The sequence below is a fragment of the Scandinavium sp. NPDC088450 genome, from assembly GCF_044900545.1.
Lineage (GTDB): Bacteria > Pseudomonadota > Gammaproteobacteria > Enterobacterales > Enterobacteriaceae > Scandinavium.
Genome location: NZ_JBJDNI010000016.1, coordinates 74,796 through 97,828, shown reverse-complemented (window position 1 = coordinate 97,828; position 23,033 = coordinate 74,796). Strand labels below are relative to the sequence as shown.

Genomic DNA, 23,033 nt, shown 5'->3' with positions numbered 1-23,033 from the left:
TGCGTCACTTCTGCTTTTCGATAAATTAACTCTATCAAAAATGTCTTTTGATAAAAAAATATTGTCGCACCTCGCTGCAAGAAACCTCCGATTGTCACGCTAGAATGGTAGCCTCACCGTTCTGTTTCCCTGGAGGGGAAATGCCGTCCCGCATCTCGCAGGCGCGAAGCCTGGGTAAATATTTCCTGCTAGTCGACAACATGCTGGTTGTGCTCGGCTTTTTTGTCGTGTTTCCGCTGATCTCCATTCGTTTTGTCGATCAAATGGGCTGGGCCGCACTGATGGTTGGCATCGCGCTAGGATTACGCCAGTTCGTGCAGCAAGGTCTGGGGATTTTTGGCGGCGCGATAGCCGACCGCTTCGGCGCCAAACCGATGATTGTCACCGGCATGCTGATGCGTGCTGCGGGTTTTGCCACCATGGCGATTGCGCATGAGCCGTGGATGCTTTGGCTTTCGTGCATTCTTTCCGGGCTTGGCGGCACACTGTTTGATCCGCCTCGTGCGGCGCTGGTGGTCAAACTGGTGCGCCCGCAACAGCGTGGGCGTTTCTTCTCTTTGCTGATGATGCAGGACAGTGCTGGCGCGGTGATCGGTGCCCTGCTCGGCAGTTGGCTGCTGCAATATGATTTTCGTCTTGTGTGCAGCGTCGGCGCTGTGTTGTTTATTCTTTGCGCGGCCTTTAATGCCTGGTATCTGCCTGCCTGGAAACTCTCTACGGTGAAAACGCCTGTGCGCGAAGGGCTTTCACGAGTACTGAGCGATAAACGCTTTGTGACCTATGTGCTGACGCTTACCGGCTATTACATGTTGGCGGTGCAGGTGATGTTGATGCTGCCGATCATGGTTAACGATATCGCCGGTTCAGCGGCGGCGGTGAAGTGGATGTATGCCATTGAAGCAGTGCTGTCGCTCACTCTGCTCTACCCTATCGCCCGCTGGAGCGAAAAGCGTTTCCGCCTTGAACATCGTTTGATGGCGGGGCTGCTCATCATGACGCTGGCGATGTTGCCCATCGGGTTATCAAGCAATCTACAACAGCTGTTTACCTTGATTTGCGTGTTCTATATCGGCTCGATTATCGCGGAACCGGCCAGAGAAACGCTGAACGCACAGCTTGCTGACCCGCGGGCGCGTGGCAGCTACATGGGCTTTAGTCGGCTTGGTCTGGCTTTCGGTGGCGCGCTCGGTTACGCCGGTGGCGGTTGGTTGTTTGACGCAGGAAAAGCGATGTCACAGCCGGAGCTTCCCTGGGCGATGCTGGGTGCCATTGGCTTCATGACGTTCCTGGCGCTGTGGTGGCAGTTTAGCCAGAAAAGAGCGGCGGCCGGGATGGTGCCACGGGTATAATGTCAACCATGGTAACAATTCAGCGCATTCTGCTGGTGTGCATTGTACTGACAGGGCATGCTGCTTTGTGTCAGGATGAGACAAAGGCAATATATTGAGGACCTCCATGAAGAAGATGTTGTTTGTGGCTGTGATGATGGCCAGTGCCGTGCTGTCTGGCTGTAACAAGCTGACGCAGTACTCCGTGAGCGAGCAGGAAATTAATCAGGCGCTGCAAAAGCACAATAATTTCTCCAAAGATATTGGCCTGCCTGGCGTGGCGGATGCGCACATTGTGCTCAGCAATCTCTCCAGCGCTATCGGACGCGAAGAACCGAATAAAATCACACTGAACGGTGTGGCGAATCTGGACATGACCTCGCTGTTTGGCAACCAGAAAGCAACCATCGACCTGAAACTGAAAGCGCTGCCGGTCTTTAATAAAGAGAAAGGCGCCATCTTCCTGCAGGAAATGGAAGTGGTCGATGCCAAAGTTCAGCCGGAAAAAATGCAATCCGTGGTGCAGACCATGATGCCGTACCTGAATCAGTCTCTGCGCAGCTACTTCAATAAACAGCCAGCGTATGTTCTGCGTGACGATGCCAGCGAAGGTGAAGCGATGGCGAAGAAATTAGCCAAAGGCATTGAAGTGAAGCCAGGCGAAATCGTGATTCCGTTTACCGATTGATTGCGGATTCATTCATCAAGGGCGCATCAGCGCCCTTTTTTTCGCGCTGACCTTTTTTAAACAAAAGAGTGCAAAGGAAAACGTTTCCGCTTATCCTTAGTGCCCGGCAAAAATAGCCCTTATTAACCAGCCGGAGCCCACCATGACAGCCCAATCCAATCGCCTGAAAATCCGCCGCCCCGACGACTGGCATATCCATCTGCGTGATGGCGATATGTTGAAAACCGTCGTGCCTTATACCAGTGAAGTGTATGGCCGTGCGATTGTGATGCCAAACCTGGTGCCACCTGTCACCACCGTCGAAGCTGCCATCAGCTATCGCCAGCGCATTCTGGATGCTGTACCAGCGGGGCATGATTTTACGCCGCTGATGACCTGCTACCTGACCGATACACTCGACCCGAATGAACTTGAGCGCGGGTTCAAAGAAGGCGTCTTCACCGCCGCGAAGCTTTATCCAGCGAATGCCACCACCAACTCCAGCCATGGCGTAATCAGCATTGATGCCATCATGCCGGTGCTTGAACGCATGGAAAAGCTCGGCATGCCCCTGCTGGTTCACGGGGAAGTCACTCACGCTGACATCGATATTTTTGACCGCGAAGCGCGTTTTATTGAATCCGTGATGGAGCCGATGCGTCAGCGCTTACCGGGCCTCAAAGTCGTGTTCGAACACATCACTACCAAAGATGCCGCGGAATATGTGCGTGACGGTAACGAGCTGATTGCTGCCACCATTACGCCTCAACATCTGATGTTCAACCGCAACCACATGCTGGTAGGCGGCGTGCGCCCTCACCTGTATTGCTTGCCGATCCTCAAGCGCAACATCCACCAGCAGGCGCTGCGTGAACTGGTTGCCAGCGGCTTTACGCGTGCTTTCCTGGGCACCGATTCCGCCCCACACGCACGCCATCGTAAGGAAGCCAGCTGCGGCTGCGCGGGTTGCTTCAACGCCCCAACCGCACTTGCCAGCTACGCGACGGTGTTTGAAGAGATGAATGCGCTGCAGCATTTTGAAGCGTTCTGCTCGCTCAATGGCCCACAGTTCTACGGCCTGCCAGTGAATGAAAGCTTTATCGAACTGGAGCGTAAAGAGAGCCAGGTTGTCGAAAGTATCGCCCTCACCGACGACACGCTGATCCCGTTCCTGGCGGGTGAAACCGTTAACTGGAGCGTAGTCCGCTAAAAAAGTGTCTGTCCCCTGTTGTAAGTTGCTAAAACTAACTGTATAAATATCCAGTATACTCAACAGGGGGCAAACTATGCGTATTGAAGTGACCATTGCCAAAACGACCGTCTTACCTGCTGGCGCTATTGATGCGCTGACCAGCGAGCTTTCCCGCCGTATTCTCGACCAGTTTCCCGACCGTGACGGTCAGGTCAGCGTGCGCTATGCCGCCGCCAACAACCTTTCTGTTATCGGTGCGCCGAAAGAAGACAAAGACCGCATCAGCGAAATTCTCCAGGAAACCTGGGAAAGTGCTGATGACTGGTTTATCACTGATTAAAAAATGCTCCATCATTGTGTTAACGTTTGCCGGGTCGCCCCGGCTTTTTTATTTTTTCATTGAGCCTTTTTTAACCATTTTCTTATTGCATCGTTAATCTTTTAAAAAATAACGAACTAACTGCCGTTTTATTGTTCAAAAAAACGAATGATGCAGAAAAAGATCTTGCTGTTCAGCTAAAAATTCGAATATTTTCATAGTTGTTGATATAATTAGTTTGCTTCAGAAAACATGCATTGAACCTCGAACCGTTGTCTTTAAACACGCTAATAAGGGGTTATGATGGAAAAGAATAATGAAGTCATCCAGACCCACCCACTCGTTGGATGGGACATCAGCACCGTAGACAGCTACGATGCGTTGATGCTGCGCCTGCACTACCAGAACCCCACAGAGCCAAGTCACAACGAAGCAGAAATCGGCCAGACGTTATGGTTAACGACCGATGTCGCCCGCCAGTTTATTTCCATTTTAGAAGCGGGTATCGCGAAAATAGAATCGGGCGAATTCCAGGAAAACGAGTATCGCAGGCATTAGTGCATAATGCTGAAAATTCACGCAACAGGCACCCTATGGGTGCCTTAATTATTTGTGCCCTTGTCACGCTGAATCAGATTAATTACTCTGCTAATAAAGAAAAGAGCTGAGAGAAACGTATGAATTACGACTTAATTATTATCGGCAGCGGCTCTGTCGGTGCCGCCGCCGGTTACTATGCTGCTCGCGCAGGGTTGTCCGTCCTGATGACGGATGCTCATCTTCCCCCTCACGCTGACGGCAGCCACCATGGCGATACGCGCCTGATTCGTCACGCTTATGGTGAAGGCGAAAAATACGTGCCGATGGTGCTGCGTGCACAGGAGCTTTGGGATGAGCTCGCGGCCCTCAGCGGTGAACCTATTTTTGAGCAAACTGGCGTGGTCAATCTTGGCCCTGCCCATTCACCGTTCCTCAGCAATGTGGCGCAGAGCGCTCAGCAATTTGGTCTGCATGTTGAAAAACTGGACGCTCAGGCCGTCATGAAACGCTGGCCTGAGATTCGTGTTCCGGACGATTACATCGCGCTGTTCGAGCCCGCTTCCGGTGTGCTGAAAAGTGAACTCGCCGTGAAGGCATGGATTGAGTTAGCCCGTGAAGCCGGTTGTGCACAGCTGTTTAATTGCCCGGTCACCGCTATCGAGCATCACGCCGATGGCGTCACGGTGAAAACGGCCGAAGGCGAATACCAGGGCAAACGCCTGTTGGTTAGCGCGGGGACCTGGGTCACGAAACTTTTACCTGAACTGCCTATCCAGCCTGTGCGTAAAGTGTTTGCCTGGTTCCAGGCCGACGGCCGCTACAGCCGTAAAAATAACTTCCCAGCATTCACCGGCGAGCTGCCAAACGGCGATCAGTATTATGGTTTCCCGGCGGAAGATAACGAACTGAAGATTGGCAAACACAACGGTGGGCAGGTGATTAGCTCGCCTGAAGAACGCAAACCCTTTGGCGCGGTGGCAACGGACGGCTCAGAAGCGTTTAACTTCTTGCGAAATGTTTTGCCGGGTATTGGTGGGTGTCTGCACGGTGCGGCCTGTACCTACGACAACTCCCCGGATGAAGATTTTATTATCGACACGCTGCCAGGACAGGCGAATACCCTGCTTATTAGCGGCCTGAGCGGTCATGGGTTTAAATTCGCTTCGGTACTGGGTGAAATCGCTGCCGATTTTGCGCAGGGGAAACCTTCTGCGTTTGATCTCTCGCCCTTCCGTCTGTCGCGTTTCACCGCCTGACAGATGCAAAAAGCCCGGTACACACCGGGCTTTCATCACGAGACTTTCATGCGACGCATTTATGATTATCTGCTGAACAACATCCGCGAACACTTTGTGGTCTGGCTGGTGCTCTGGCTGCTGTTAGCCGCCATTGACCTCATCTACCTTTACTTCTTCTGAGGCTGGCTTCGGGTCGGGAATCCCTAAACGTGTATTGAGGTGGCCGCGAGATTTATTGAAAATTTTATTGCCGTTTTCACGCCCAGCCCGACGGCGACGCTGCTCTTCTTCCGGCAACTGGCTCTCTTCCTGACACAGCTCGCTGCAGCACCCCTGGAATTTTTCAGCACAAGTCGGACACTGAATAAACAGCAGATGGCACCCGTCATTCAGGCAATTGGTGTGCGTGTCACAAAGCGCACCACACTGATGACAATGGGCAATCACATCTTCTGAAATACGCTCGCCCATACGCTCATCGAAGACAAAATTTTTGCCGATGAAACGCACTGGCAAACCCTGCTCACGAGCACGGCGTGCATATTCGATAATCCCACCTTCGATGTGCCACACCTTGTTAAAGCCTTTGTGCTTCATAAAAGCACTGGCTTTCTCACAGCGAATGCCGCCGGTGCAGTACATCACGATTTTCTTGTCGCGGTACTCTTCCATCATTTCGACCGCTTTCGGCAACTGGTCGCGGAAGGTGTCTGCCGGGATTTCCAGCGCGTTTTCGAAATGCCCCACTTCGTATTCGTAGTGGTTACGCATGTCGATGAACACAGCGTCCGGATCGTCCAGCATGGCGTTCACTTCTGCCGCTTTCAGGTACTCACCCACGTCACTGGCATCAAACGTCGGGTCATCGATACCGTCCGCCACAATGCGATCGCGCACTTTCATGCGCAGCACCCAGAACGATTTACCATCGTCATCTAAGGCAATATTGAGACGCAGATTATTCAGCGCCGGATCAAAGCCGTACAGCAGCTCACGAAAAGCCTCGACTTTGCTTTCCGGTACGCTGATTTGGGCGTTGACGCCTTCGTGGGCAAGATAGACACGACCGAACACGCTGAGCTTAGAAAACGCCTGATACAGGGCGTCACGCGTGGCTTTAGGGTCGGTAATAGTGAAATATTTATAGAATGAGATCGTCGTGCGCGGCTCGGTTTCGGCCATCAGCTGCGCCTTCAGTTGCTCATTCGAGATGCGGTTGTGTAACACTGGCATGGTGTTGGTTCCTGCAATCATCTATGAGAAATTCGCGGGGCGCATCATATAGCATGTGCTGCGAATTTACATCCCCACATTTTGCGCTACATTTCTCTCACTTGAAACCGCTACACTGATCTACATTTGCCGTAATAAGCACCGTTCCGTCGGCCCGAATTTGGGCCAAGGATAAAAAAGTGCGATAATAGAGACAGTTGTCAGATAGAACAGGACCGAGATGACGCATTTACCTAAATTCACCTCCGCACTCCTCCATCCACGTTATTGGTTAACCTGGCTTGGCGTTGGCGTATTGTGGCTGGTGGTTCAACTTCCCTACCCTCTCCTTTACCGTCTCGGCACCTCCGTAGGTCGTCTTTCTCTGCGTTTTATGAAACGGCGGGCCAGTATCGCTTACCGTAATCTGGAACTTTGCTTTCCAGAGATGAGCGCAGATGAGCGCCATCAGTGGGTAGTCAAAAACTTCGAGTCCGTCGGCATGGGTCTGATGGAAACCGGCATGGCGTGGTTCTGGTCTGACAAACGCATGGCCAAATGGAGCGATGCAAGCGGTGTCGATCAAATCCGTCTGGTGCAAGAACAACAACGCGGCATTCTGCTGATTGGCATCCACTTTCTGACGCTGGAAATTGGAGCACGCATGTTCGGCCTGCACGCTTCTCCTGGCATTGGCGTTTATCGTCCCAATGACAATCCGGTGATAGACCTCGTGCAGACGTGGGGCCGCATGCGTTCCAACAAAGATATGCTCGACCGTAAAGATCTGAAAGGCATGATCCGCGCCCTGAAAAACGGCGAAGTGATCTGGTATGCGCCAGATCATGACTACGGCCCACAGGGCAGCGTCTTCGTCCCGCTTTTTGCCGTTAACCAGGCCGCAACCACCTCCGGCACATACACTCTTGCACGTATGTCGAAGGCCTGCATTGTCCCTTTCGTGCCGCGTCGTAAACCGGACGGCAAGGGCTATGAACTGGTGATCCTGGATGCCGAATGCTCTCCCCCGCTTGAGGATGCCGAAAGCACCGCCGCGTGGATGAACAAAGTGGTCGAGAAATGTATTCTGATGGCGCCAGAGCAGTATATGTGGCTGCATCGCCGCTTTAAGACTCGCCCGGAAGGCGTGCCTTCGCGCTATTGATTTGCTTGTAAATTGCCGGATGGCGCTGCGCTTATCCGGCCTACAAAACCTAAATTGTGATTTATACGTAGGCCTGTGCAAGCGCAGCGCCGCCAGGCAAGACTCTCCTCAATTTCACTTCAGTTTGCTTACCGTTGATTGCACTCATGGTTTAGCGAGCGCATAATTAGTCTGCTTATTACTTCTTTTTTGAATTGCTTGCGTCATTACGCGGACCCCTATGCTCTCCTCAGATGCCCCCATAAGCTGGAAACGGAATCTTACTATTGCCTGGATTGGCTGTTTCTTAACTGGCGCTGCCTTTAGCCTGGTCATGCCCTTCCTGCCGCTGTATGTCGAACAACTTGGTGTCACCGGGCACAGCGCGCTCAATATGTGGTCCGGGCTGGTGTTCAGTATCACCTTCCTGTTTTCCGCTATTGCCTCCCCTTTCTGGGGCGGTCTTGCTGACCGTAAAGGGCGTAAAATCATGCTGCTGCGGTCTGCTCTTGGAATGGGCATTGTGATGGTGCTGATGGGCTTCGCGCAGAACATTTGGCAGTTTTTGATTCTGCGTGCGCTGTTGGGGTTGCTCGGCGGTTTTATACCCAATGCCAATGCGCTTATCGCTACCCAAATTCCACGGCATAAAAGTGGCTGGGCGCTGGGCACCTTATCAACCGGTGGCGTGAGCGGTGCACTGCTTGGTCCGCTTGCAGGCGGGTTACTGGCGGATAACTACGGCTTACGTCCGGTCTTCTTCATGACCGCCAGCGTGCTGTTCTTGTGCTTTGTGCTGACGCTTTTATTTATCCGTGAGCAGTTTGTTCCCGTCGCCCGTAAAGAAATGCTTCACGCCCGCGACGTCCTCACTTCGCTGAAAAGCCCTAAGCTCGTGCTGAGCCTGTTTGTCACCACGATGATTATTCAGGTTGCTACCGGGTCTATTGCCCCGATTCTGACGCTGTATGTTCGCGAACTGGCAGGCAACGTCGGCAACATCGCGTTTATCAGCGGGATGATTGCGTCTGTCCCTGGCGTTGCGGCGCTGCTGAGTGCACCCCGATTGGGTAAGCTTGGCGATAAAATCGGCCCTGAAAAAATCCTGATAGCCGCGCTGGTTGTGTCCGTACTGCTGCTTATCCCCATGTCCTTCGTACAAACCCCGTGGCAGCTTGGCATTCTGCGCTTTCTTCTCGGCGCGGCAGATGGTGCGCTTTTACCTGCCGTACAAACGCTGCTGGTGTACAACTCGACCAATCAGATTGCTGGCCGTATCTTCAGCTATAACCAGTCATTTCGTGACATCGGCAATGTCACCGGCCCGTTAATTGGCGCTTCAGTTTCAGCCAGTTACGGCTTCCGTTACGTGTTCCTCGTCACCGCCGCTGTGGTGCTGTTCAATGCCATCTACACCGGGATAAGTATGCGTCGTGCTAATCAGCGCAACCTTGCAGCTGCTGAGAGCAACAAAGAAGACTCAACCGTCGCCAGTTAATCCATCTGGATGATTTTTGGTTCAACTTTCTTGCTAACCGTAAACTTCGTCTATTCTTTTCCTGAAATCCACGTCAAACCGCAGGGAGAATGAGATGACCATGTATGCCACGCTCGACGAAGCTATTGATGCGGCTCGCGAAGAGTTCATCGCCAACAACCCGGATGCCGGGGAGAAAGACGCCAGCATTCAGCAATTCAACCTCCAGAAATACGTGCTACAGGATGGCGATATCATGTGGCAAGCCGAGTTCTTCGCTGACGAAGGGGATGAAGGCGAGTGCCTGCCGATGCTCAGCGGGGAAGCGGCGCAAAGCGTCTTTGACGGTGATTTCGATGAGATTGAACTCACTCAGGAGTGGATTGAAGAAAATACGCTGCATGAATGGGATGAAGGTGAATATCAGCTGGAGCCGCCACTGGACACCGAAGAGGGTCAGACGGCCGCCGATGAATGGGATGAGCGCTGATTACTCGTAAGGGCCGTGGTGAGCATCAATAGGCAGCAGCAGCGTATCGAAGACCAGTGAAAAAGGCAGATCGAGGATGGTGATATAACGCCACGCGCTGTCTCGCACATCCCACTGCACACCGGGATAATACTGGTTACCATGGCCCTGTCCGGGAATAGTTCGGCTGATGATGCTGCCACACCCACTCAGCAAATACGCCATCAGGCACACTGCAATCACTCTCACCACACACCTCATCGTAAAAAAATACCGGCCAACTGACCGGTATTTTCATTTTAAGCACAAACCAACTGAATTACTTCGTTTTCAACGCCAACGGATTGAGCGCTATCTCAGAGTAATGGTTTACCCAGGAAGAGTAACGCTCTGGCGAAGACCACACTCGGTAGTGCAGGCGAGCCATGGTCACCGGGTCGCTCAGCAACACCAGGCGACGGTCACGAGTGAGCTTATCCGGCGTTTCGTTCAGCGCCTGTTCAACGTGGCGATCGCGGGCAATCTCCAGCACCTTACTTTTACGGTGACGCGCTGTCGCCATTGCGGTAGCCAGGGCATTAAACGACGGATTGAATACCGCGTGCATGAAGCCATCATCCAGTGAACGGGCGCGGTTCAGCTCGACAAATCTGTCGGTATCTTTCAGAACCTGTGGTGGAGAATATTCCTCTGGAATGAGGAACAGCTTCCAGCGCTTGGTGCGCAGACCCACGGTTGAACGGCTGGAAATCACCGACACAAACGGAGAAAGGATCAGCGAGAACACGATAGGTGCCAGCCAGAACAGGAAACGCAGATCCAGCCACGCCATACCCACCGCCCACACCAGGCCTAACAGCAACTGAGAGCCGTGACGCATAAACGCTTCGCCCCAGGGAGTGGAGTCATCATCACGCTGTGGTGAATTCCAGACCACCTCCCAGCCGAGGAACGCACTGACCACGAACACGGTGTGGAACAGCATACGAACCGGTGCCAGCAGCACGGAGAACAGCACTTCCAGCAGCAGAGATGCAGTAACCCGCAAGAAGCCGCCAAACTCTTTCGAGCCTTTGCACCAGATCAGAATGATACTGAGCAGCTTAGGCAGGAACAGCAGCACCATGGTCGAGGCAAACAACGCAATCGCCAGCTCCGGACGCCACTGCGGCCAGACCGGGAACAGCTGACGCGGCTGCAGGAAGTATTGCGGTTCCGTCAGCGCGTGCACCACCTGAAGCGCGGTAGAAAGCGCAAGGAACATAAACCACAGCGGCGCAGACAGATAAGACATCACGCCCGTCAGGAACACCGCACGGTGAACCGGGTGCATCCCCTTGACCAGGAACAGACGGAAGTTCATCAGGTTACCGTGGCACCAGCGACGGTCACGCTTCAGTTCATCCAGCAGGTTCGGTGGCAGTTCTTCGTATGAGCCAGGCAGGTCATAGGCAATCCACACGCCCCACCCTGCACGACGCATTAACGCGGCTTCTACGAAGTCGTGAGACAGGATCGATCCAGCGAAAGACCCTTCACCCGGCAGCGGCGCAAGCGCACAATGTTCGATGAATGGCTTCACACGGATTATCGCATTGTGACCCCAGTAGTGGGATTCACCCAACTGCCAGAAGTGCAGGCCTGCGGTAAACAGCGGCCCGTAAACACGTGTCGCAAACTGCTGGCAACGTGCATACAGCGTGTCCATACCAGACGCTTTTGGTGAAGACTGGATGATCCCGGCATTCGGGTTGGCTTCCATCAGACGCACCAGACCGCACAGGCAGTCGCCGGTCATGACGGAGTCCGCATCCAGCACCACCATGTAGCTGTACTGGTTGCCCCAACGACGGCAGAAGTCATCGATGTTACCGCTTTTACGCTTCACACGACGACGACGACGACGGTAGAAAATCTGCCCTTCGCCCTGCACTTCCGCAATCAGCTCCATCCAGGCTTTCTGTTCACGCATGCAGATATCAGGATCGTAACTGTCACTCAGCACATAGACATCGAAATGCTTATGGTTGCCGGTGGCTTTGACCGATTCCCACGTCGCACGCAGGCCCGCAAATACGCGGTCCACGTCTTCGTTACAGATAGGCATGATGAGTGCGGTGCGATGCTCAGGATTTAGCGCTTCGTCACCGACGGTGGAGGCTGAAATACTGTATTTATCGCGGCCGATCAGCAGTTGCAGGAAGCCCATTAAGGCTGTCCAGAAACCGGCAGAAACCCAGCAGAAGAGGATGGCGAACAGGATGAGGATGCCGGTTTGCAGCACATACGGCAGCAGCTGCATAAAGGAAACCCACAGGTCCTGACCACGCATGTCCAGCGGGTTCACTAACGCCCAACCCTGATACGGCAGAATGGTTTTCATGTACCAGGTGGCGACAACCGTCTGCGCCAGCGTCAGCACCAGCAGGATGTAGCGGCGGATCGTGCCGACGGTACGCCATTTGGCTTCATGCTCACGCTCTTCCTGAGTCAGACGCGACAGATAGCGAGGCTGAACTTCGCGCCCCAGCATTCTGTCCCAGAAACGCCCAATCGGGTTAGTACGCCATGGGTCCGGAAACATGGAGGAACGCGTCGCTTTCGGCATCGCTTCAAGCTGCGCACGGCCTTCATCGTCTTTAATCAACTGACCGTCGGCCAGTGAATCGGGCCACGCTTGTTTCAGGCGGCTTTCAACCGAGGCCAGCGGTGAATCATCTTCACGCGCGACAGCCGTATGTTCGGTATCCAGCGCCTGATGCAGAGCACGAAAATCCGTGGTCGGCAATGCCGCTTTCTCAGTTTCTGAGAGCGGCATGGCATCGATGTAGTCGTTTATCTTATTCATTGGCAGGTAGCTGATAACTCCAGGTTTCACTCAGCGTCTGATCGCCATTGACCAGCGCAGCACGCATGTCTGTCGTTTTCTTCGCGTCTTTCACTTTCACGCGCAGCGTCAGACGCCAGCCTTTGCTCACCGGGTTATAGCGAACATTGCTGTCCACGATTTCCCCGTTGTCGCCAATGCTGGTCTGAGCGGTAATTGGCGTATCCTGCGGCAGCTTTTTCATGTCTGCGCCAGTGAAGTCGACCACAAACGCCGTAGTGCCGTCCGGCTGACGGATCAGGTTCGACTGTTTGACATCACCCGTTGAACGACGAGTCTGCATGACATACGCGTTATCCGGCGCATGCAGCTTGTCTTCGTCACGGCTGAAAGTGATGGTGTACTTGAAGTTCATCTCTTTACCGGCTTCCGGCAGTTGATCCGGAGTCCAGTACGCCACGATGTTATCGTTGGTTTCGTCGTTGGTTGGAATTTCAACTAACTCAACCTTACCTTTACCCCAATCGCCTTTCGGGGTGATCCACGCGCTTGGACGCTGATCGTAACGATCGTCGAGGTCTTCATAACGAGAGAACTGACGGCCGCGCTGCAGCAGGCCAAAGCCTTGTGGATTTTCAGTCGCATAGCTGCTGACAGCCAGGTGTTTCGGGTTGTTCAGCGGACGCCAGATCCACTCACCGTTGCCCGCATGAATCGACAGACCGTTGGAGTCGTGCAATTCAGGACGGAAGTTGGTGGTTGGAGACGGTTGGTTCGGCCCAAACAAGAACATGCTGGTCAGTGGCGCAACACCCAGTTTGCCCACTTTATCGCGCAGGTAAACTTTAGACTGCACGTCCACCACGGTATCGCGGCCCGGCATAATCACGAAACGGTATGCTCCGGTCGCACGCGGCGAATCCAGCAGCGCATAAATGGTCAGGCGTTTATCGGTTGGCTTTGGACGCTCAACCCAGAACTCGCGAAAACGCGGGAACTCTTCGCCAGACGGCAGCGCGGTATCAATCGCAAGACCACGGGCAGACAGGCCATAAACCTGACCCTGGCCGAGTACACGGAAATAGCTGGCTCCGAGCATGCTGACGATTTCGTCGTTTTTATCTTTGCTGTTGATCGGATACAGCACTTTGAAGCCGGCAAAGCCCAAATCCTTCACGGTGTCTTTATCGTGCTGGACGCTGCCAAAATTAAAGTAATCCGGGCTGTATTTGATTTTTTTCACGGACGTGGCGGTCACTTCGTTGATGGCGACCGGCGTGTCGAAATACATCCCCTGATGGTAGAATTCGAGCTTGAACGGAGTCTTAACGTTGCTCCAGTAAGCTTTGTCGTGGTTGAACTGAATTTGCTGATAGTCCGCGTATTTCATGTCGCGGAAAACAGAGGGCAGGTTACTTTTTGGTGCTTCGTAGCCCTTACCGGCAAGCGATTGAGCCTGCTTTGCGACATCGTCAACGCTAAAAGCCCATGCAGATGAAGTACACAGGGACAACATTACGGCTGCGCCTAACCAACGCAGTTTCATCATCTGTGGTTTATTTTTCATAATTAGTAAGCACTTCCCCCTTTGTGTGCTTAAATCGATCCGATCCATTTTACTGGAAACTCAAGCAATCCGACAACATAATCCCCATTTTGTTCGGCTCAGTAGCCTGTTGCGTAAACAACTCGTTACCACTGATTGCACTTTGCGTGCTTATCCTGGAGACAGGTTCCCGGACTTCGTGTAGGGTTGCTGCGAATGTAACCTTTGTCGCATTTTGCGATAAGACGATTAGTCTGAGAATGCATTGAATTTATGAATAAAGTACCCGCACAACGTGAATATTTCCTCGACTCCATTCGCGCCTGGCTGATGCTGTTGGGGATCCCTTTTCACATTTCGCTTATCTATTCCAGCCATACCTGGCATGTCAACAGCGCAGAGCCTTCCTGGTGGCTGACGCTGTTTAACGATTTTATTCACTCTTTCCGCATGCAGGTGTTTTTCGTCATTTCTGGCTATTTCTCCTACATGCTGTTTTTGCGTTACCCGATGAAAAAGTGGTGGAAGGTTCGCGTTGAGCGTGTGGGCATTCCCATGCTGACAGCCATTCCTCTGCTAACGGTGCCGCAATTTTTAATGCTGCAGCATGTGAAAGGCAAAACTGAAGCCTGGCATTCGCTCTCTTTCTACGACAAGTACAACACGCTGGCCTGGGAGCTCATTTCCCACCTGTGGTTCCTGCTGGTACTGGTTGTGCTGACGACGGTCGGCCTGGCACTGTTCCGCTGGATTAAGAAGCGCCAGCAGGCCTCTATTGTCGCGTTCTTTGATAACGTGAACATGGGCAAACTGACCGTGCTGTTTTTAGCACTCGGCGTTTCCTATGCCATGATTCGCCGGACCTTGTTCATTGTTTACCCGCCGATTCTGAGCGATGGCCTGTTCAATTTCGTGGTGATGCAAACGCTGTTCTACCTGCCTTTCTTTATTCTGGGCGCGCAGGCCTTTGTAAACCCGCGCCTGAAAGATTTGTTTACGACCCCGTCGCCGTGGTGCATGGTCGGCGCTGTACTGGGCTTTATTGCTTACCGTCTGAATCAGCAATATGGCTCTGGCGATGCCTGGATGTATGAAACGGAATACGTGATAACCATGGTGCTTGGCCTGTGGATGGTCAATGTGGTGTTCGCCTTCGGCCACCGGATGCTGAATTTTAAATCCAGCCGCGTCACTTATTTCGTTAACGCCTCGCTGTTCATTTATCTGGTACACCACCCGCTGACGCTGCTTTACGGCGCGTGGATAACGCCGGTCATCCATTCCAACACCCTGGGCTTTATCACTGGTCTGGTGTTTGTGGTCGGTATTGCCGTTGTGCTGTATGAACTGCATCTTCGCGTGCCGCTCTTACGCTTCCTGTTCTCCGGTAAACCTCAACACCCGGAACCTAAAGCACAGCCTTCAGCATAATCAACACGACCGGGTTGCACAGGCAGCCCGGTTACAGCAACCACTCAACCGGCAACAAATAAGCAAGTTGCACCAGAAGCCGCCGCCAGAGCTTAACGTCAGGTTCTTTCTTCAGCATTTTCTCGCCCCCCTCTTCCCGATCAATCCAACGAATTTTTCCCCAACGGGATAAGCGCAACTGCCATGCGGCGTTTCGCTGGCTGCGCAAAAAACGGTGATGAATACGCTGGGCAAGGTGTTCACTGTCGATAACCAGCCCCATCTCGGTATTCAGCAATGCCGAACGCGGGTCAAAATTGAACGAACCAATAAACACTTTCTGGCCGTCAATACTGAATGTTTTGGCATGCAAGCTGGAACCTGAATTCCCCGTCAACCCACGATCGTGCAAGCCGGGTCGGGCATTATTTGTAGGCTTGAGTTCATACAGCTCAACCCCGTGTCGCAGCAATTTTTTACGCCAACGAGCATAGCCAGAGTGCACCACCGCCACATCGTTAGCCGCCAGAGAATTGGTCAAAATAGCAACCTTCACGCCCTTGCGAACCAGTTGCAGGATAAGTGCTACGCCCGCACGTCCTGGCACAAAATAGGCGGAGATTATATCGATGTTCGATTGCGGCGTGCCCATCACGCTACGCAAGCGCTCCGGCAACAGCATTCGCGGCGTGGCTTTCCCCTCGCCTTTACGCGGATCGTCACTCAGCATTTTTGTTCTGGCTTGGATAAACGGCAAATCGCTTTGCGCCATCCTCTGCACCACCTTTGTGGTGGCCACGCGTTGCAGATACTCTTCAGCGGCCGCCTTTTGCTCAGGCGAATCATCAAGCGAATTGTTATTGCCCGCGTCTTCATCGGACAGCACATGTTTCAAGGGCGACACCGAGTCACACTGCCAGTAGCGCTCAAAGTCTTCCACCACTTCCTCGACCACTGCGCCCACCGCCAGCACATCAAGATCGGTAAACAGGGGCTGCTCGCCAGCGCCAAAATAAGCATCACCGACATTGCGACCGCCGACGATGGTTGCTTCGCCGTCAGCAGTGAAACTTTTATTGTGCATACGCCGGTTTAGCCGCGCAAAATCGGTCAAATACCCCAACATGCGTAGCGTGCGAAATGAGAAAGGATTGAACAGACGGACGTCTATCAGCGGGTGTGAATCGAGCCGTTGCAGAATATCATCCAGCCCGGAGGTGTTGTTGTCGTCTAACAGCAATCGCACCTGCACGCCGCGATCGGCCGCAGCCAGTAACGCCTGAAACAACAGTCGCCCGGAAATATCGTTCTCCCAGATGTAGTACTGAACATCGAGCGTATGCGCCGCCATCCGTGCAAGCTCGTAACGAGCAGCAAATGCCTCAAGGCTGTCTTCGAGCGTATGAATCCCGCACACATCTGCGGAAAGAAGATCGGCGGAACCTAAGGAATCCGCAAGGCGCTTCTCTGGCGCCGGGCTGTCATAATGACCGTGCAATGTCTCCATCCTCCTGCCAAAGCGCCACTGTTACTCAAGCTTAGCTAATGGCAGGAGGAAACGGAGAAAAGTGAAGGGGTTATTTGTAATCTACCGTGACGATCCCCAGCGTTTTCTCTGTGTTGAGATAGTGCATGGAGACGGTGGCCATATCGTTGTTGACGGATTTGCCCGTGGTGGCTTGCTGGTAAGAAATGGTCGAGGTCTGGACCTGCCCGGCGCGATAGCAACTCATCGCGATATGCTGGGTGTTGGTGGCGATGTTACAAGGATCTTCGACGATAGCCCCAACAAAATGAATGACACCGCCTTGTGCCGTTGAAGATGTCGCCAGTGCATTGCCTGAAAGGAAGGCCGTGGTAAGACAAACGAGGGATAAGGCCTGTTTAGCTAAGGTTTTCATCGCGTAACTCCGTGGAATAGATTCATCCCTGAGAGAAAGTAAGGCACACGTTGCCCTGCACCGTGCGGTCTTTCACGACACTGCAAACCCTTCATCTAAAAGTAATCACAAGGATGAAATCTCGCCAGTCACCCTGATGAGTTGCTAGGTCCTTTCCGCAGATGGCCACTGTGCAGACAGATGCAATGCTTGCCCGTCTGTTAACGTCACCACCACTTTCACTGTGTCGCTCGGGGAAATAGTTAACTGCATACGTGAGACTTCTATCGGTTGATTAGCGGGTAACTTTAAAGTTTTACTCTGCTGGATGTTGCTGGTGCCGCCGGAGCCTTCGCGAACCGTCTGAATACTGACCTGGCATTGGCAAGGTTGCGTAACCGTCACCTGCGGCGTAATGGTGTAAATGTCGCCCTGATGCGTGACATTAAAAGCGATGCTGTTGCTCAGCGCGGCGGCAATAAGTAGGGTGTTCATCTCTTTCTCCCATAAAAAAACAGGGCACAGGCCCTGTTTTTTTATAGTTCAAGAACGGGTAATCAGTACTGATTAACGTTCGCCCAGTTAGCGTTACCGTATTGGGTCACGTTAACGGCTGAGTTATCAGCACTTTGGCTCACGTTGGAGTAGTTACCTGCCCCACCGAAGTTAGCCTGAGTCACGTTGATTTTCGAGCTGTCGCCTGACTGTGCGTTGTAAGAAACGTTGTTTGCGCCAGTCTGATTCACGTTAATCTCACTGCCGGCCCCCAAACCAAAGATGGCTGGATTTGCACCTGTTTGGGTGGCACCTGCAAGGTTATTCACCCCGTTCTGAGTGATATTGACAGTACCTTTGAAAGAGTCACCCTGAAGCACGTTAGCGCCGTTGCCGTAGCCTGCTTGATAAATATTGGTTGTTTCGCTGTCCTGGAATTGAAGTCCAGTTGCGAAAGCACTGCCGGAAGCGATCACCATTGCAATAACAGATAATTTAATCAGTTTCATAAAACCCCCATTGGCTTGATAGTGTTCGTTCGCATTTTCTTAGTGCGTAATAACACGCACAGACATTTGCGACGAGTTCTGCACAATAACTGTTTTACTACCTACGGACTGCTGTTGAGAAATACTGGCATGATTACCTGAACCTCGTTGGATAATTATGCCTGCATTACCATAGCCAGATTGGCTAATATCTGCATCATTACTATTTCCGGCCTGATCTACATAAGCCAGATTGTACCCACCGGATTGCGAAACATCAGCCTGATTGCCGTTACCTCGTTGAGAAACAACGGCTATTTGACTGTCGCCCCCCTGCAGAACATTCGTGCCATTCCCGTATCCTCGCTGATTAACAATAGCGTTTTCATTTGAGGTATTCAGGTTTAGCCCGTTGGCAACCAGATTATATTCTGAACCGGCCAGATCATAACCCGATGCAGCTGCAAATCCAGGTATCGCCAGCAGTGATAACGAAAGAAAAATGGCTTTCTTGTTCATGTTCCACCCGCTTGAATCCTGGTGACTTCATTTCATGTTAAATAACGCCGCGGCTCTTGTTAATGCGACGTTACGATGAACAGTATGTTGCTGACCAAAATTAAAAGGTGTCACCCGCAAGGTTGATTTTAAATTTTTCGGATCATTCCTAAGTATGAGTTTTACCGTATGTCTCAGTCTTTAAATAAAAATAAAGCTGTTTCTATTATCAGAACATAAGGCGAAATCTGGATAAGCTTATAAATCAATGTGTTTAACGTGAGCAGAAAAAACCAATCGTAAAGATGGGGATCGCGATCTCATTTACTTAACTTTTTTCAGGGGAAAAACCGTTACAGAGATGCGTATTATATGCAAGATTTACAAACGCACCGTGTTAATAATATATCCCTTAATTATGATGAAGATAGATCATTTGTGTGATTAATTAAATTGATGCACATTTATTAGTATGTACAACTTTATCATCATTTCTAATTGTCCAACCTAGCCAGTTATTACATTTTAAAATTCTGAGTTACATTCTGTTACAGTGTTTGATCTTGCTTAAAGATTGGTAATGACTAGATTGAAATCAGAAGTAGCAAGTATTGTCTTATTGATTTTTTCCCCTTTTGGGGCTTTGACTTTCACGTATACACAGCAATGCAGCCTCTCAGTACTTCTGGAACCCCTTTTTAGGGGAAACTGTTAGCTGCTAGAAAACAGTGGAGTTTCATCATGTTAAATGAAGTCCATAGTTTAGGCAGTACGCTCGTCCTTGTGACTAAACCATCATTACAAGCCAGCGCGCTTTTACAATATTTAAAATCGACACTGGATATATCAGGGAAAGTACAAAATATTCATCGCGTTAGCGAAGAAACGTTACCTGATAGCATTATGATCTTCGATATGATGGAAGCAGATAAAAGGCTGATCGGACACTGGCAAGAAAATCTTGGCCGTAAAAACAATGGGATGAAACTGGTGTTGCTCAATACACCGGAAGAGTACCCCTTCAAGGATATCGAAAACTGGCCACACATTAACGGTGTTTTTTATAACAATGAAACGGAAACTCGCCTGATTGAAGGATTAAACATGATTATGCATGGCGAGTGCTATTTTTCGCACAAGCTCGCCAGCTATTTGATTACTCATTCAGGAAATTACCGTTACAACAATGCGGAAAGCGCAATGCTCACGCAGCGAGAGCGGGAAATCCTGAATAAATTGCGGGTCGGCGCTTCAAATATTGAGATTGCCCGCTCGCTATTTATCAGCGAAAACACCGTCAAAACCCATCTTTATAATCTTTTCAAAAAGCTAGCCGTAAAAAACAGGACCCAGGCTGTCTCATGGGCCAATGATAATCTCAGGCGTTAGTTAACAGGCGTACCAAAATGAAACGTTCCCTGTGTTGGCTTGCATTAGCAAACCTGCTACTGCTTGCGCCTTCTGTGCATGCTGGCCCAGAAGTCGAAATACCGGGTATCGTGGCCGACCACACAGTATCGTCTGTGGGGCATGATTTCTATCGTGCCTTCACCGACAAATGGGCCAGTACTACCCGAGAAAATTTATCGATAAATGAAAGACCCAGCGCTCGCTGGGGAAGCTGGATAACCATTACCGTCAATCAGGATATTATGTTTCAAACATTTTTATTCCCGATTAAACGGGATTTTGACAAGACCGTAGACGCAGCACTCCAGATTACGCAAGAGAATATCAACAAACGCCAAATCGACCAGTCGTTATTAAAAACGGACGATCTGGCACATGATGAATTTTAAACATAGAAGGTGGAGGCAATCATGCGCATCGCCTGTACTGTTGTTTTGCTCACATTGATTACACCAGCAAGTTGGGCCGGTAATATGGTTTTCCAGTTCGTTAACCCTAATTTCGGTGGAAACCCAAATAACGGCGCTTTTTTGCTAAATCAAGCTCAGGCGCAGAATTCCTACAAGGCGCCTTCCGGGAGTGATGGTTTTACACAGACCTCAGCCCTCGATAATTTCACCTCAGCCATCCAGTCTCAGCTATTAAGCGGATTACTGGGTAACGTGGCAACGGGCAAACCGGGGCGTCTGGTGACCAATGACTTTATTGTCGACATTCAGAACACCAATGGTCAGCTCACCTTAAACGTGACCGACAGAAGCACCGGTAAAACGTCAACCATCCAGGTCTCCGGTTTGCAGACCACGGGTGGCGACCAATAGTCACTGACCTAACAGGAAGATAATCATGAAACGTTTATTTGTACTTCTGGTGGTCATCTTACTCAGTGGCTGTCTGACCGCCCCGCCGAAAGAGGCTGCAAAACCGACGTTGATGCCGAGGGCACAAAGCTACCGTGATCTGACTCATTTGCCGACCCCTGCCGGTAAGCTTTATGTCTCCGTCTACAATATTCAGGACGAAACCGGGCAATTTAAACCTTACCCGGCGAGTAACTTCTCAACGGCCGTACCGCAAAGTGCCACCGCCATGCTGGTGACTGCGTTAAAAGATTCGAAATGGTTTATCCCGCTGGAACGCCAGGGATTACAGAATCTGCTTAACGAACGCAAAATTATTCGTGCGGCTCAGGAGAATGGCAATGTAGGTGAAAATAACCGGGCACCATTGCAGGCATTGAGTTCCGCCAACGTCATTATTGAAGGGTCTATTATTGGCTATGAAAGTAATGTGAAATCGGGGGGGATTGGGGCCCGTTATTTCGGCATCGGTGCCGATACCCAATACCAGCTTGATCAAATAGCCGTAAACCTGCGCGTCATTAACGTTGCTACGGGTGAAGTGCTTTCATCGGTTAATACCAGCAAAACCATCTTGTCTTATGAAGTGCAGGCCGGGGTCTTCCGCTTTATCGATTACCAGCGTCTGCTGGAAGGTGAAGTGGGTTATACCTCGAACGAACCTGTTATGCTGTGCCTGATGTCCGCCATTGAAACGGGTGTGATTTACCTGGTCAATGATGGGATTGAACGCGGCCTGTGGGATTTGAAAAACAAAGCCGACGTGAACAGCCCAGTTCTCGCGAAATACCGCGATATGGCTTCCCCTCCGGAATCCTGATTTTTGAGCAAAAAAAAGCGTAGCTCACGAGCTACGCTTTTTTATTTCAGGCCAGTTACTGTTTAACAGCATCGCCAGAAGACGCTCTTCGGGCACTTCTCGCCGCCAGCCACAGCCCGCTGTTTTTCATCGCGTAACCGAACACCAGCCCCAGTACCAACGACGGCACCACCAGCTTCCAGTCACCCTGCCCGGCAAACGTGGCGCAAGCACCGATAAACGTGCCAGGCACGAACGACAGCAGCACTTGCTTTGCCTGCAAACACATCAGAAAAGCCACAATCCCGGTCATCACATAACCGAAGATCTCAAGGTGCGGAGCCAGCGCGCTACCATGAATGATGACCAGCGCCCAAATCACTCCGCTCATCACGGTCGCAGACGCGATAGCCAGCCCTTTCAGGCCACCTTGCGGACAGGCAAAGTAAGCTGTGCAGCCCAAAAAACCGGCCCAGCTGAGCAGGCCGAGAGACACGGCAACCCATCCCCATAATCCGGAGAGAATGCCTGTTGTCAGTGCGAGAGAGAGAAGTAGGTTCATGGTGCGCATCATAGCAGATGCGCGGCCATTGAATGAGATCACGAGCACAGTATTTGCAACGCATACTGCACCGTTACATTTACAACGTGACAAAAGTCACATTATTCGTCTGATTCTTCCTGCAATTCATCCCACATCGCCTGCAAAGCTTCGCGGGTTAAGATAGCCATCGTGCGCCAGAATACAGACGTCGCATGAGCTTCCACTTTACCGAGGAAAGTGCCCACCCAAGGCAGCAGGTAATCGGCAAACAGTGTATCGACAGCTTCTGTTTCATCTTCGGCAGAATTGTCTTCCAGCCAGGAAGCCGCCAGCAACAGAGTGCCGATGTGATCCGCAGGCGTGTCGCTCAAAGGCATCCCTCTTGAGGACAGGAAACTACGGACTTCAGCTTCCGTAGCACCTTCAACCCAGGCGCTACGGTACGGAGACACGCTGCACTCATCACCGACAAACAGCGCGTTGTAATCCGCCGCCAGTTGCTGCCCATCACAGTTCTTTTGCAGACGCTCCAGCAGCTCGTCCTGCTCCAGTGGCCAGCTTGCCGCGAGCTTACCTTCGCGAATCAGGGTAAACAACGGCACCAGCAGCGGGTCCTGCGGCTGACGATAATAAAGCGAACCCAGCACGCGGCAGAGAATTGAAAACTCGTTCATTCATTTATTCCATTAA

General features: G+C 51.7%; 26 protein-coding genes. 15 read left to right on the top strand and 11 right to left on the bottom strand.

Translation table 11 applies throughout. The annotated features are described in order from the left end of the window. Positions 1 to 140 precede the first annotated feature (140 nt). The 7 genes from mdtH (at position 141) to ACI2I2_RS15255 (ending at position 5,464) form a co-directional block, all read left to right on the top strand. The gene (gene mdtH, locus ACI2I2_RS15285) at positions 141 to 1,349 is read left to right on the top strand and encodes a multidrug efflux MFS transporter MdtH (RefSeq protein ID WP_404658659.1); all 1,209 of its coding nucleotides are present in this window, start codon (positions 141 to 143) and stop codon (positions 1,347 to 1,349) included. Between the two features lie 106 nt (positions 1,350 to 1,455). Then, positions 1,456 to 2,016 carry a lipoprotein gene (locus ACI2I2_RS15280; protein ID WP_404658658.1) on the top strand — a complete coding sequence of 187 codons (561 nt, stop codon included), beginning with the start codon at positions 1,456 to 1,458 and terminating at the stop codon, positions 2,014 to 2,016. Positions 2,017 to 2,158: 142 nt separating this feature from the next. After that, positions 2,159 to 3,205 carry a dihydroorotase gene (pyrC, locus tag ACI2I2_RS15275; RefSeq protein WP_404658657.1) on the top strand — a complete coding sequence of 349 codons (1,047 nt, stop codon included), beginning with the start codon at positions 2,159 to 2,161 and terminating at the stop codon, positions 3,203 to 3,205. 76 nt (positions 3,206 to 3,281) lie between these two features. Next, positions 3,282 to 3,527, top strand: coding sequence for a DNA damage-inducible protein I (gene dinI / locus ACI2I2_RS15270; RefSeq protein WP_404658656.1), 246 nt, complete (start codon positions 3,282 to 3,284; stop codon positions 3,525 to 3,527). A 282-nt stretch (positions 3,528 to 3,809) separates the two neighbouring features. Next, positions 3,810 to 4,064 carry a biofilm formation regulator BssS gene (gene bssS, locus ACI2I2_RS15265; RefSeq protein ID WP_330982066.1) on the top strand — a complete coding sequence of 85 codons (255 nt, stop codon included), beginning with the start codon at positions 3,810 to 3,812 and terminating at the stop codon, positions 4,062 to 4,064. Positions 4,065 to 4,183: 119 nt separating this feature from the next. Next, positions 4,184 to 5,302: an N-methyl-L-tryptophan oxidase gene (gene solA, locus ACI2I2_RS15260; protein ID WP_404658655.1), complete on the top strand. Its 1,119-nt coding sequence runs from the start codon at positions 4,184 to 4,186 to the stop codon at positions 5,300 to 5,302. Positions 5,303 to 5,350: 48 nt separating this feature from the next. After that, complete coding sequence (locus ACI2I2_RS15255) at positions 5,351 to 5,464, top strand: DUF2770 family protein (protein ID WP_330982068.1); 114 nt, start codon at positions 5,351 to 5,353, stop codon at positions 5,462 to 5,464. Here the strand turns inward: ACI2I2_RS15255 and ACI2I2_RS15250 are convergent. After that, the gene (locus ACI2I2_RS15250) at positions 5,426 to 6,517 is read right to left on the bottom strand and encodes a rhodanese-related sulfurtransferase (RefSeq protein ID WP_404658654.1); all 1,092 of its coding nucleotides are present in this window, start codon (positions 6,515 to 6,517) and stop codon (positions 5,426 to 5,428) included. The two genes, ACI2I2_RS15255 and ACI2I2_RS15250, sit on opposite strands and share 39 nt — an antisense overlap. Before the next feature lie 220 nt (positions 6,518 to 6,737). Between ACI2I2_RS15250 and ACI2I2_RS15245 the strand changes: the two genes are divergently transcribed. The 3 genes from ACI2I2_RS15245 (at position 6,738) to ACI2I2_RS15235 (ending at position 9,607) form a co-directional block, all read left to right on the top strand. After that, complete coding sequence (locus ACI2I2_RS15245; protein ID WP_404658653.1) at positions 6,738 to 7,661, top strand: Kdo(2)-lipid IV(A) acyltransferase; 924 nt, start codon at positions 6,738 to 6,740, stop codon at positions 7,659 to 7,661. A gap of 220 nt (positions 7,662 to 7,881) precedes the next feature. Beyond that, positions 7,882 to 9,138, top strand: a complete 1,257-nt coding sequence (gene mdtG, locus ACI2I2_RS15240; protein WP_404658652.1) for a multidrug efflux MFS transporter MdtG — start codon at positions 7,882 to 7,884, stop codon at positions 9,136 to 9,138. A gap of 94 nt (positions 9,139 to 9,232) precedes the next feature. Beyond that, entirely contained in the window at positions 9,233 to 9,607 is a 375-nt protein-coding gene (locus tag ACI2I2_RS15235) for a MysB family protein (RefSeq protein WP_404658651.1), read from the top strand. Here the strand turns inward: ACI2I2_RS15235 and ACI2I2_RS15230 are convergent, their stop codons facing one another. The 3 genes from ACI2I2_RS15230 to mdoG form a co-directional block, all read right to left on the bottom strand. Continuing rightward, positions 9,608 to 9,835: a YceK/YidQ family lipoprotein gene (locus tag ACI2I2_RS15230; RefSeq protein ID WP_330982077.1), complete on the bottom strand. Its 228-nt coding sequence runs from the start codon at positions 9,833 to 9,835 to the stop codon at positions 9,608 to 9,610. A 70-nt stretch (positions 9,836 to 9,905) separates the two neighbouring features. After that, complete coding sequence (gene mdoH, locus ACI2I2_RS15225) at positions 9,906 to 12,434, bottom strand: glucans biosynthesis glucosyltransferase MdoH (RefSeq protein ID WP_404658650.1); 2,529 nt, start codon at positions 12,432 to 12,434, stop codon at positions 9,906 to 9,908. Continuing rightward, complete coding sequence (mdoG, locus tag ACI2I2_RS15220; protein ID WP_404658649.1) at positions 12,427 to 13,980, bottom strand: glucans biosynthesis protein MdoG; 1,554 nt, start codon at positions 13,978 to 13,980, stop codon at positions 12,427 to 12,429. The genes mdoH and mdoG overlap by 8 nt, the downstream gene beginning before the upstream one ends. 252 nt (positions 13,981 to 14,232) lie before the next feature. Between mdoG and mdoC the strand changes: the two genes are divergently transcribed. After that, positions 14,233 to 15,390, top strand: coding sequence for a glucans biosynthesis protein MdoC (mdoC, locus tag ACI2I2_RS15215; RefSeq protein WP_404658648.1), 1,158 nt, complete (start codon positions 14,233 to 14,235; stop codon positions 15,388 to 15,390). A 31-nt stretch (positions 15,391 to 15,421) separates the two neighbouring features. Here the strand turns inward: mdoC and ACI2I2_RS15210 are convergent, their stop codons facing one another. From ACI2I2_RS15210 to csgB, 5 genes are all read right to left on the bottom strand, one after another. After that, positions 15,422 to 16,876 carry a phospholipase D family protein gene (locus tag ACI2I2_RS15210; RefSeq protein WP_404658647.1) on the bottom strand — a complete coding sequence of 485 codons (1,455 nt, stop codon included), beginning with the start codon at positions 16,874 to 16,876 and terminating at the stop codon, positions 15,422 to 15,424. A gap of 70 nt (positions 16,877 to 16,946) precedes the next feature. After that, the gene (locus tag ACI2I2_RS15205) at positions 16,947 to 17,270 is read right to left on the bottom strand and encodes a type 1 fimbrial protein (RefSeq protein ID WP_404658646.1); all 324 of its coding nucleotides are present in this window, start codon (positions 17,268 to 17,270) and stop codon (positions 16,947 to 16,949) included. A 144-nt stretch (positions 17,271 to 17,414) separates the two neighbouring features. Next, entirely contained in the window at positions 17,415 to 17,744 is a 330-nt protein-coding gene (gene csgC, locus ACI2I2_RS15200; RefSeq protein WP_404658645.1) for a curli assembly chaperone CsgC, read from the bottom strand. Between the two features lie 62 nt (positions 17,745 to 17,806). Next, a complete protein-coding gene (locus ACI2I2_RS15195; protein ID WP_404658644.1) occupies positions 17,807 to 18,253 on the bottom strand; it encodes a hypothetical protein in 447 nt (148 codons plus the stop codon). 39 nt (positions 18,254 to 18,292) lie between these two features. Further along, positions 18,293 to 18,751, bottom strand: coding sequence for a curli minor subunit CsgB (gene csgB, locus ACI2I2_RS15190; protein WP_404658643.1), 459 nt, complete (start codon positions 18,749 to 18,751; stop codon positions 18,293 to 18,295). Between the two features lie 720 nt (positions 18,752 to 19,471). Between csgB and csgD the strand changes: the two genes are divergently transcribed. From csgD to csgG, 4 genes are read left to right on the top strand one after another with little or no spacing between them, the layout of a single operon-like run. Next, complete coding sequence (csgD, locus tag ACI2I2_RS15185; RefSeq protein ID WP_404658642.1) at positions 19,472 to 20,119, top strand: biofilm master transcriptional regulator CsgD; 648 nt, start codon at positions 19,472 to 19,474, stop codon at positions 20,117 to 20,119. Between the two features lie 17 nt (positions 20,120 to 20,136). Further along, on the top strand, positions 20,137 to 20,529 hold the full coding sequence (gene csgE, locus ACI2I2_RS15180; protein WP_404658641.1) for a curli production assembly/transport protein CsgE: 393 nt from the start codon (positions 20,137 to 20,139) through the stop codon (positions 20,527 to 20,529). Positions 20,530 to 20,550: 21 nt separating this feature from the next. Continuing rightward, positions 20,551 to 20,961 (top strand): curli production assembly/transport protein CsgF, encoded by a 411-nt coding sequence (csgF, locus tag ACI2I2_RS15175; protein WP_404658640.1) that lies wholly within the window; start codon positions 20,551 to 20,553, stop codon positions 20,959 to 20,961. Between the two features lie 25 nt (positions 20,962 to 20,986). Further along, a complete protein-coding gene (csgG, locus tag ACI2I2_RS15170; protein ID WP_404658639.1) occupies positions 20,987 to 21,820 on the top strand; it encodes a curli production assembly/transport protein CsgG in 834 nt (277 codons plus the stop codon). 55 nt (positions 21,821 to 21,875) lie between these two features. Here the strand turns inward: csgG and ACI2I2_RS15165 are convergent, their stop codons facing one another. Together ACI2I2_RS15165 and ACI2I2_RS15160 are read right to left on the bottom strand one after the other, a co-directional pair. Further along, entirely contained in the window at positions 21,876 to 22,361 is a 486-nt protein-coding gene (locus ACI2I2_RS15165; protein WP_404658638.1) for a DUF1097 domain-containing protein, read from the bottom strand. A gap of 101 nt (positions 22,362 to 22,462) precedes the next feature. Continuing rightward, positions 22,463 to 23,017, bottom strand: a complete 555-nt coding sequence (locus tag ACI2I2_RS15160) for a molecular chaperone (protein ID WP_404658637.1) — start codon at positions 23,015 to 23,017, stop codon at positions 22,463 to 22,465. Positions 23,018 to 23,033: the final 16 nt, after the last annotated feature.

Bases quoted from the DNA above. Each gene is read 5' to 3' on its own strand.
- mdtH (WP_404658659.1), top strand. From the start codon at position 141: ATGCCGTCCCGCATCTCGCAGGCGCGAAGCCTGGGTAAATATTTCCTG.
- ACI2I2_RS15280 (WP_404658658.1), top strand. From the start codon at position 1,456: ATGAAGAAGATGTTGTTTGTGGCTGTGATGATGGCCAGTGCCGTGCTG.
- pyrC (WP_404658657.1), top strand. From the start codon at position 2,159: ATGACAGCCCAATCCAATCGCCTGAAAATCCGCCGCCCCGACGACTGG.
- dinI (WP_404658656.1), top strand. From the start codon at position 3,282: ATGCGTATTGAAGTGACCATTGCCAAAACGACCGTCTTACCTGCTGGC.
- bssS (WP_330982066.1), top strand. From the start codon at position 3,810: ATGGAAAAGAATAATGAAGTCATCCAGACCCACCCACTCGTTGGATGG.
- solA (WP_404658655.1), top strand. From the start codon at position 4,184: ATGAATTACGACTTAATTATTATCGGCAGCGGCTCTGTCGGTGCCGCC.
- ACI2I2_RS15255 (WP_330982068.1), top strand. From the start codon at position 5,351: ATGCGACGCATTTATGATTATCTGCTGAACAACATCCGCGAACACTTT.
- ACI2I2_RS15250 (WP_404658654.1), bottom strand. From the start codon at position 6,517: ATGCCAGTGTTACACAACCGCATCTCGAATGAGCAACTGAAGGCGCAG.
- ACI2I2_RS15245 (WP_404658653.1), top strand. From the start codon at position 6,738: ATGACGCATTTACCTAAATTCACCTCCGCACTCCTCCATCCACGTTAT.
- mdtG (WP_404658652.1), top strand. From the start codon at position 7,882: ATGCTCTCCTCAGATGCCCCCATAAGCTGGAAACGGAATCTTACTATT.
- ACI2I2_RS15235 (WP_404658651.1), top strand. From the start codon at position 9,233: ATGACCATGTATGCCACGCTCGACGAAGCTATTGATGCGGCTCGCGAA.
- mdoH (WP_404658650.1), bottom strand. From the start codon at position 12,434: ATGAATAAGATAAACGACTACATCGATGCCATGCCGCTCTCAGAAACT.
- mdoG (WP_404658649.1), bottom strand. From the start codon at position 13,980: ATGAAAAATAAACCACAGATGATGAAACTGCGTTGGTTAGGCGCAGCC.
- mdoC (WP_404658648.1), top strand. From the start codon at position 14,233: ATGAATAAAGTACCCGCACAACGTGAATATTTCCTCGACTCCATTCGC.
- ACI2I2_RS15210 (WP_404658647.1), bottom strand. From the start codon at position 16,876: ATGGAGACATTGCACGGTCATTATGACAGCCCGGCGCCAGAGAAGCGC.
- ACI2I2_RS15205 (WP_404658646.1), bottom strand. From the start codon at position 17,270: ATGAAAACCTTAGCTAAACAGGCCTTATCCCTCGTTTGTCTTACCACG.
- csgC (WP_404658645.1), bottom strand. From the start codon at position 17,744: ATGAACACCCTACTTATTGCCGCCGCGCTGAGCAACAGCATCGCTTTT.
- ACI2I2_RS15195 (WP_404658644.1), bottom strand. From the start codon at position 18,253: ATGAAACTGATTAAATTATCTGTTATTGCAATGGTGATCGCTTCCGGC.
- csgB (WP_404658643.1), bottom strand. From the start codon at position 18,751: ATGAACAAGAAAGCCATTTTTCTTTCGTTATCACTGCTGGCGATACCT.
- csgD (WP_404658642.1), top strand. From the start codon at position 19,472: ATGTTAAATGAAGTCCATAGTTTAGGCAGTACGCTCGTCCTTGTGACT.
- csgE (WP_404658641.1), top strand. From the start codon at position 20,137: ATGAAACGTTCCCTGTGTTGGCTTGCATTAGCAAACCTGCTACTGCTT.
- csgF (WP_404658640.1), top strand. From the start codon at position 20,551: ATGCGCATCGCCTGTACTGTTGTTTTGCTCACATTGATTACACCAGCA.
- csgG (WP_404658639.1), top strand. From the start codon at position 20,987: ATGAAACGTTTATTTGTACTTCTGGTGGTCATCTTACTCAGTGGCTGT.
- ACI2I2_RS15165 (WP_404658638.1), bottom strand. From the start codon at position 22,361: ATGAACCTACTTCTCTCTCTCGCACTGACAACAGGCATTCTCTCCGGA.
- ACI2I2_RS15160 (WP_404658637.1), bottom strand. From the start codon at position 23,017: ATGAACGAGTTTTCAATTCTCTGCCGCGTGCTGGGTTCGCTTTATTAT.